Origin of the sequence: Desulfonatronospira sp., from assembly GCA_003563255.1 — a bacterium.
Taxonomy (GTDB): Bacteria; Desulfobacterota; Desulfovibrionia; order Desulfovibrionales; family Desulfonatronovibrionaceae; genus Desulfonatronospira.
Genome location: PWSL01000205.1, coordinates 1 through 7,256, shown reverse-complemented (window position 1 = coordinate 7,256; position 7,256 = coordinate 1). Strand labels below are relative to the sequence as shown.

Annotated in this window: 8 protein-coding genes; all 8 read right to left on the bottom strand. The window is 54.1% G+C overall.

The genetic code is table 11. From position 1 onward, the window contains the following. Positions 1 to 354: 354 nt before the first annotated feature. Positions 355 to 1,488, bottom strand: a complete 1,134-nt coding sequence (ribD, locus tag QZP87_RS06055) for a bifunctional diaminohydroxyphosphoribosylaminopyrimidine deaminase/5-amino-6-(5-phosphoribosylamino)uracil reductase RibD (protein WP_291322026.1) — start codon at positions 1,486 to 1,488, stop codon at positions 355 to 357. 2 nt (positions 1,489 to 1,490) lie between these two features. Next, positions 1,491 to 1,949, bottom strand: coding sequence for a cytidine/deoxycytidylate deaminase family protein (locus tag QZP87_RS06050; protein ID WP_291322025.1), 459 nt, complete (start codon positions 1,947 to 1,949; stop codon positions 1,491 to 1,493). Then, positions 1,924 to 2,067 (bottom strand): hypothetical protein, encoded by a 144-nt coding sequence (locus tag QZP87_RS06045; RefSeq protein ID WP_291322024.1) that lies wholly within the window; start codon positions 2,065 to 2,067, stop codon positions 1,924 to 1,926. The genes QZP87_RS06050 and QZP87_RS06045 overlap by 26 nt, the downstream gene beginning before the upstream one ends. Continuing rightward, a complete protein-coding gene (glyA, locus tag QZP87_RS06040) occupies positions 2,061 to 3,299 on the bottom strand; it encodes a serine hydroxymethyltransferase (protein WP_291322027.1) in 1,239 nt (412 codons plus the stop codon). Before glyA ends, QZP87_RS06045 begins: the two co-directional genes overlap by 7 nt. Positions 3,300 to 3,520: 221 nt before the next feature. Next, on the bottom strand, positions 3,521 to 4,759 hold the full coding sequence (fabF, locus tag QZP87_RS06035; protein WP_291322023.1) for a beta-ketoacyl-ACP synthase II: 1,239 nt from the start codon (positions 4,757 to 4,759) through the stop codon (positions 3,521 to 3,523). Between the two features lie 153 nt (positions 4,760 to 4,912). Then, complete coding sequence (gene acpP, locus QZP87_RS06030; RefSeq protein WP_291322022.1) at positions 4,913 to 5,143, bottom strand: acyl carrier protein; 231 nt, start codon at positions 5,141 to 5,143, stop codon at positions 4,913 to 4,915. A gap of 142 nt (positions 5,144 to 5,285) precedes the next feature. Further along, entirely contained in the window at positions 5,286 to 6,029 is a 744-nt protein-coding gene (gene fabG / locus QZP87_RS06025; RefSeq protein ID WP_291322021.1) for a 3-oxoacyl-[acyl-carrier-protein] reductase, read from the bottom strand. Between the two features lie 19 nt (positions 6,030 to 6,048). Next, complete coding sequence (locus tag QZP87_RS06020) at positions 6,049 to 7,044, bottom strand: beta-ketoacyl-ACP synthase III (protein WP_291322020.1); 996 nt, start codon at positions 7,042 to 7,044, stop codon at positions 6,049 to 6,051. Positions 7,045 to 7,256: the final 212 nt, after the last annotated feature.

Here is a 7,256-nt window from a genome sequence, read left to right as displayed (position 1 = left end):
TTTATAACCTGTCTCAATTGGGGACAGGCACTTTTGCCGTTTGATAACTTGCAATTGAACAAAATAACAGGCGGCAAAAGAGCCAGTCCCCGGAGGTCAATATATAAGTTTCGCTGTAGTGATAATTACAGGCGCGGATTTTTTTGAATCTGCATAGATATTCTTAGCGGGGGACAGTCCCCAGGCCTGGTGCCAGTTATCACCATCGAGGACCCCTGAATGGTTACGATCATACTACAGCTGGTTGCGCCCGCTATTACCAAAAAATCTTGGCGGCAAAAGAGCCAGCCCCGGAGGTTAATAATATGTTTTGCTGTAGGGATAACATGTTGTTTTGAAATTTGTGCTAAGCGCCTAACAGTTCTGTTGCCGGGGAAAGAGCTTCAGGAGAAGCTCAGGACCCAGGTTGACTATTTCCCCCAGGCGAAAGTCCAGAGTATCGTGCATAAGTTGAACATCTCTGCCGCTGCTTACAGGGATTCCCTGTTCGTCTCCGAGGATTTTCAGAGCCACGAATGCCCACAGTTCGTCAACAAGACCCTGCTGCAAAAGGCCGGCAGCCAGCTTTCCTCCGCCCTCGCACATTAAGTGGTATACCCCCATTTCGCTTCGAAGGCGTTGCAGACCCTGCAGCAGGTCCAGCCCGGAAGCGTCCCTGTCAAGCCCCATAACTTTGCAGCCCAGGTCCACAAGCCGACGGGCAGCTTCAGAACCGGCAGCAGAAGTGTTTGTCCAGAAAACAGTCCGGGTCGGCCTTTGTTGCAGCAGGTACCAGTTCTGCTTTGGATCCGGCAGCCTGGAGGTAATTATCACTGCCAGCGGCTGCTGTTCTACTTTGTGGGTGCGGCAGGTAAGTTCAGGGTTGTCCTGGTAAAAGGTGTTCCCCCCAACCAGCACGGCACCTGTCCTGGAGCGCAGATGGTGCACCACCTGCCTGGCATTGACAGAGGTGACCCACCTGGAGTGTCCGGTGCGGGTCCCGATCCGGCCGTCCAGGGTGGAAGCGGTCTTGAGGTAAACATAAGGCCTCCCGGACTTTTGCCACAAGCAGAAGTCGGCGATAAGATCCAGGCATTTTTGCTCCTCTACACCTATAGTGACCTTGATGCCCCGGCTTTTTAAATACTCTGCCCCGCCTCCCTGGACAAAGGAGTTTGTATCCCTGGCCCCGATGACTACTTCAGGTATGCCGGCCTCGAGAATGGCCCGGGTGCAGGGCGGAGTCCTGCCGTGATGATTACATGGTTCCAGGGTGACATACATGGTGCACCCTGTAAGGTCCGCTGCATTTTGCCGGGCGTTTTCAATGGCTTCCACTTCGGCATGATTATCACCGCAGGCCCTGTGCCATCCCCGGCCCAGGATTCTGTCTCCCGAGACCAGCAGAGCTCCCACGCAGGGGTTGGGAGGGGTAAACCCCTTACCTTGTTCAGCCAGGCTGAGGGCTTTAAGCATGAATCGACTCTGGTTCATGGCTTTATCGGACACGGTCAACTCTCGTTTATTTGCAAAGGCTCAAACTCCACCCCTGCCTGGGTCAGCATTTTCTGAGCCAGCCGGTCCGGGTACCCCTGGCTGAAGTAGATCTTTTTTACGCCGCAGTTGATGAGCATCTTGGAGCAGATAAGGCAGGGCTGGGTTGTGCAGTAAATGAAAGCGCCGGATATACTGACCCCGTGAATGGCGGCCTGGATGATAATGTTTTGTTCTGCGTGCAGTCCCCGGCACAGTTCATGCCGTTCACCTGATGGGATACCCATTTTATCGCGCAGACAGCCCACGTCCAGGCAGTGTTCCAGCCCGGCAGGCGCTCCGTTGTATCCGGTGGCCAGGATGCGCTTGTCCTTGACTGCTATGGCCCCCACCACCCGACGCAGACAAGTGGAGCGACGGGCCACCAGGTGGGTTATGCTCATGTAATATTCATCCCAGGAAAGCCTTTTGTGCATATCTAATCTCTCCCTGGACCTCTGCGGTGGGGGCTGCAAGGCCCCGGGCCGGCAGCAGGGTCTGGCGGTATTCCCGGGGATGCGCTCCACTGTCAGTGAACTGAATTGAGGTTACCATGCAAAGATGGGGAATTCTTTGGCGAAATTTTCCACTTCCTTGCTTATCCGGTTAAGACGGTCCTCGTTTTTGTAGTTTTCCAGGGCGGCAATCATCCACGAAACAATCTGCTCCATGTGCTCTGGACGCATGCCGCGGGTAGTCAGGGCGGAACTGCCTATCCTGATGCCGGAAGTAACAAAGGGGGACCTGGTTTCAAAGGGGACGGTGTTCTTGTTGACCGTCATGCCGGCCGTGTCCAGGGCGATTTCGGCGTCCTTGCCGGTAATGTCTCTGTTGGTCAGGTCTATGAGGAGCAGGTGGTTGTCGGTGCCCTTGGAGACCAGGTTGAATCCGGCATCTTTCAAATAATCGCCGATGGTGCGGGCGTTGTCTATCACCAGTTGCTGGTAGGTCTTGAATTCCGGGGCCAGGGCCTCCTTGAAGGCAATGGCTTTGGCGGCTATGACATGCATAAGCGGCCCACCCTGAATCCCGGGAAATATCTGGGAGTTGAGGGTTTTGGCGTACTCTTCCCGGCTCAGGATCATTCCCCCCCTTGGGCCGCGCAGGGTCTTATGGGTTGTGGTGGTGGTGAAGTGGGCATGGGGTATCGGCGAGGGATGCAGTTTGGCTGCGATTATGCCGGCTATATGAGCCATGTCCACGGTGAGTTTGGCGTCCACCTTATCCGCGATCTCCCGGAAACGCCTGAAGTCTATCACCCTGGGATAAGCGCTGGCACCGGCTATGATCATGGCGGGCCTGTGCTGCAGGGCCAGTTCTTCCACCTGTTCATAGTTTATATACCCGGTTTCTTTTTCCACTCCATAGAAAACTGTTTTGTACAGACGTCCGGAAAAGTTGGCCGGGCATCCATGGGTAAGATGTCCACCGTGGGAGAGGTCCATGCCCATGATGGTGTCTCCGGGCTTGAGTATTCCGAAAAAGACACCCATGTTGGCCTGAGAGCCTGAATGTGGCTGGACATTGACGTACTCGGCCTGGAAAAGCTCTCTGGCTCTGTCCCTGGCCAGGTCCTCCGCCATGTCGACGAATTCGCATCCGCCGTAGTATCTCTTGCCTGGGTAGCCTTCGGCGTACTTGTGGGTCATGACGGTTCCCATGGCCTGCCTGACGGCCTGGGAAGTAAAGTTTTCAGAAGCGATCAGTTCCAGCTTGTTGATCTGGCGTTTCTCCTCCAGTTCAATGCTCCGGGCGATTTCGGGATCAACTTTTTTAATTTCTTCCATATTCATCTTGGTAATATCTCCTTGATTTTCACTACAGCGAAACTTCAAAAATTTATAACCTGTCTCAATTGGGGACAGGCATCCCGCACTTATAATCAGGCGTGAGTGCCAGTAATCACCACCGATGAACCCCTGAACTGTTGCGATCAAACAGATTGATGGTTGGTGCGGGAATGTCCCCGGTGGTTGCACAGCAAAGACTGAAAAGTTTCGCTGTAATGCTACTCCTCAAATTTTTTAAAAAGAATACAGCCGTTGGTCCCCCCAAATCCAAAAGAGTTGCACAGGGCGTAGTTGATATGCCTGGTTACGCTCCCATGTCCGCAGTAGTCAAGATCGCACTCGGCATCGGCGGTGTCCAGGTTGATGGTGCCGGGCACCTGGCCATGGTAAAGGCTTTTGGTGCTGAACACGCCCTCTATGCCTCCGGCGGCTCCCAGGGTATGACCAATCATGGACTTGTTGGCCGTAAGTAGAATATCATATGCATGTTTACCGAAAACTTCCTTGATGGCCCTGGTTTCTGTGATGTCATTGAGATAAGTGGAGGTACCGTGGGCATTGATGTGGTCCACCTGTTCTGGGTCAACCCCGGCTTCGCGCAGGGCCATTTTCATGCAGGTGGCCATCCCTTCTCCGGAATCATCAGGAGCGGTTATATGAAAGGCATCAGCAGAGGCCCCGAACCCCACCACTTCAGCGTAGATCCTGGCCCCCCTTTCCCTGGCGCTGTCCAAAGATTCCAGGAGCATCTGCCCGCTGCCCTCACCAATCACGAATCCGTCCCGGTCTTTGTCAAACGGTCTGCTGGCGCCTTGAGGGTCGTCATTTCTGGTGGACAACGCCTTCATGGCGCTGAATCCGGAAAGGGCCATAGGGGTGATGGTGGACTCCACACCTCCGGTGATCATGGCTCTGGCGCGGCCCAGCATGATATCGGAGAATGCGTATCCGATGGCGTGCATGCCCGAGGCGCAGGCGGATGTGGTCACCAGATTGGGCCCCTTTACCCCGGTGGCTATGGATATCTGACCCGCTACCATGTTGGCTATGAGCAGGGGGATATAAAAAGGTGATACCCTCCTGGGGCCGGACTTGAGAAGCTTGGAATGAAACTCTTCAATGGTTTCAAGCCCGCCCAGGCCACATCCCAGGAGAACCCCGCACTGCTCCATGTCCATATTATCAGAGGTCAGGCCGGAGTCCTGTATGAGCATGCGCGCCCCGGCCACTCCCAGATGACAGAAACGGTCCATGCGTTTGGCTTCCTTGGCACTCATATAAGAAGTGGGATCGAAATCCTTGACCTGGGCGGCGATGCGGGAGGGGAAGCCTGTGCAGTCGAAACGGGTCAGGTGATCCACCCCGCTCTTGCCCGCCAGGAGGCTTTCCCAGCTTTGTTCCAGGTTGTTGCCTATGGGTGTGAGGGCCGAGAGGCCGGTAACAACTACTCTTGGCATTGATTGATTCCTGAGCTGATTTGCGATTTGACCCTATACCGGGTTTTGCAATACCGGAAAAGGCGCAGCGGACAATGCCGTATCCGATATTTGTGAATAAGCAGGGATTTATCAGCATGCCGGAGGGGGGTCGCTGCCGCCCCCGGCAATCGGCTACTGGTTGGCCTTAATAAAATCAACTACGGCTTGAATCGTAAGCAGTTCCTGAGCCTTTTCGTCGTCTATCTCGATGTCGAATTCTTCTTCCATAGCCATAATCAGTTCTGTCAAATCCAGGGAGTCTGCACCGAGATCCTCTACAAACTTGGCTTCGGGCTTTACTTCGTCTGCTGAAATTCCAAGCTGGTCCACGACGATTTCCTTGACTTTCTGTTCTACTGACATTTCTTTCTCCTTATTGAATTGATTTGGCGATCCGCTAGCGCAACTTGATAGCTTTGATGCAGCACGATCAAGGCACTCATATTACATGCAGTCCAAAGTTTCAAGTTGCGATGTCCGTATCTGTTCAGCGCTTTGCATGTGGCTACATGTAAAGCCCGCCGTTTACCCCGAGTACCTGTCCGGTGATGTATCCGGCTTCCTCAGAAGCAAGAAAGGCCACGCATGCGGCTACGTCCCGGGTTGTACCCAGGCGTTTTAAAGGTATCATTTCTAGAAATCTGTTCCGGATATCCTCAGGCAGACTGCCGGTCATGTCGGTGTCTATGAATCCAGGTGCTACGGCATTCACGGTGATGTTTCTGGGGGCGAGTTCCTGCGCAGCGGTTTTGGTCAGACCGATAATGCCGGCCTTGGCTGAAGTATAGTTGGCCTGGCCGGCATTGCCGGTCTGGGCTGTAACAGAGGACAGATTTATAATGCGTCCGTAGCGGCTGCGCATCATGATTTTGGCCGCCTGCTGCAGACAGGTGAAAGGCCCTGTGAGGTTGACCCGGATGACGTTTTCCCACTGTTCCGGCTTCATTCGCACTAAAAGCCCGTCCTGAGTCATGCCGGCGTTGTTCACCAGGACCTGCAGATCGACCTTGTCCCTGATCTCCCCGGCGAAAAATTCAGATATGGCTTCCCGGCTGCCCATATCCAGTTGAAAGGCGCTGCACTGTCCGCCCCGGTTTTCAATTTCGCTGCAGGTCTCACGGGCCTGTTCCGGCTTGCTGATGTATGTTATGCAGACGTTGTAGCCTGCCTGGGCCAGGCGCAGGGCGCACTCCCTGCCTATGCCGCGGGATCCCCCGGTGATCAGGGCGGTTTTGGGTGGTTGGGACATTTTTACCTCTCTTCAGGATTTAATACTGCACCAGTGCCGAGCCCCAGGTAAAGCCCCCGCCGAAGGCCACCAGCAGTACCAGGTCCCCGGGATTTATGCGGCCGGTTTCTTTGGCCTCTGCCAGGGCGATGGGCACTGAAGCAGCTGAAGTGTTGCCGTATTTTTGGACATTAACAAATAAATTAGCAGGGTCAAGGTTCATTTTTTTGGCCAGGGCCTCAATGATGCGGATATTGGCCTGGTGCGGGACCACCAGGTCTATGTCCCCGGAACGGATATTGTTTCTTTCCAGAATTTCCATGGAGACATTGTACATGGAGCGAACCGCATGTTTGAACACTTCTCTGCCTGCCATCTGGACAAAGAAGTTTTCTGTTACAGTGTCGCCCAGGGCCAGTGGATGAGCCGATCCTCCACCTTTCAGGGTCAAGAGTTCGCCCAGGGCCCCGTCCGCCTTGAGGTTTACGTCCACAAGCCGGCCTGACATCCCGGCGGCACCATGACAGGAACTGGAAACAACCGCTGCCCCTGCCCCATCCCCGAACAGGACGCATGTGACTCTGTCTGCGAAGTTGACCCTGGAAGTAAGCACCTCGGAAGCCACCACCAGAACATTGGCTTCCCCCGGAAGCATGCAAAGTCCTCTGGCAAGCTCAAGGCCGTAAATAAAACCGGTGCAGGCGGTATTGATATCCAGGGCCGCGATATTTCTGTGTCCCAGCTTCTCCAGCAGCAGGCAGGCTGCATTGGGTATGAAGGCATCCGGGGTAAAGGTGGCAACGATGACGTGGGTAAGTTGCCGGGGTGTCAGAGAGGCCTCTTTAAGAGCCAGGACTGATGACTGGTATGCCAGATCCGAACAGGCCTGATGGGTACAGACATGTCTTTGCTTTATTCCTGTCCTGGTGGTGATCCATTCGTCCGAGGTATCCATCAGGAGCGCAAAATCATGGTTGGTCATGATTTTTTCAGGAACATAATAGCCCAGCCCTGTTAAACAGCAGTTGTTTTTCATTACAAGAGTATGTTCCGAGGCCTTGCTGCAGGCCGCAGTCATCGGTGCAGTGTTTTGTTTATGGAAAGACGGGCGTCTTGAGCCGGAGTTTTGCCCGGGTCCGGTTATCACTACAGCGAAACTTATAAAACTTTTTCAACCTGTCTAAATTGGGGACAGGCACCCGGCACTTATTTTTCTATGGAACACTTACCACTACAGCGAAACTTATG

Bases quoted from the DNA above. Each gene is read 5' to 3' on its own strand.
- QZP87_RS06050 (WP_291322025.1), bottom strand. From the start codon at position 1,949: ATGCACAAAAGGCTTTCCTGGGATGAATATTACATGAGCATAACCCAC.
- QZP87_RS06045 (WP_291322024.1), bottom strand. From the start codon at position 2,067: ATGGTAACCTCAATTCAGTTCACTGACAGTGGAGCGCATCCCCGGGAA.
- glyA (WP_291322027.1), bottom strand. From the start codon at position 3,299: ATGGAAGAAATTAAAAAAGTTGATCCCGAAATCGCCCGGAGCATTGAA.
- fabF (WP_291322023.1), bottom strand. From the start codon at position 4,759: ATGCCAAGAGTAGTTGTTACCGGCCTCTCGGCCCTCACACCCATAGGC.
- acpP (WP_291322022.1), bottom strand. From the start codon at position 5,143: ATGTCAGTAGAACAGAAAGTCAAGGAAATCGTCGTGGACCAGCTTGGA.
- fabG (WP_291322021.1), bottom strand. From the start codon at position 6,029: ATGTCCCAACCACCCAAAACCGCCCTGATCACCGGGGGATCCCGCGGC.
- QZP87_RS06020 (WP_291322020.1), bottom strand. From the start codon at position 7,044: ATGAAAAACAACTGCTGTTTAACAGGGCTGGGCTATTATGTTCCTGAA.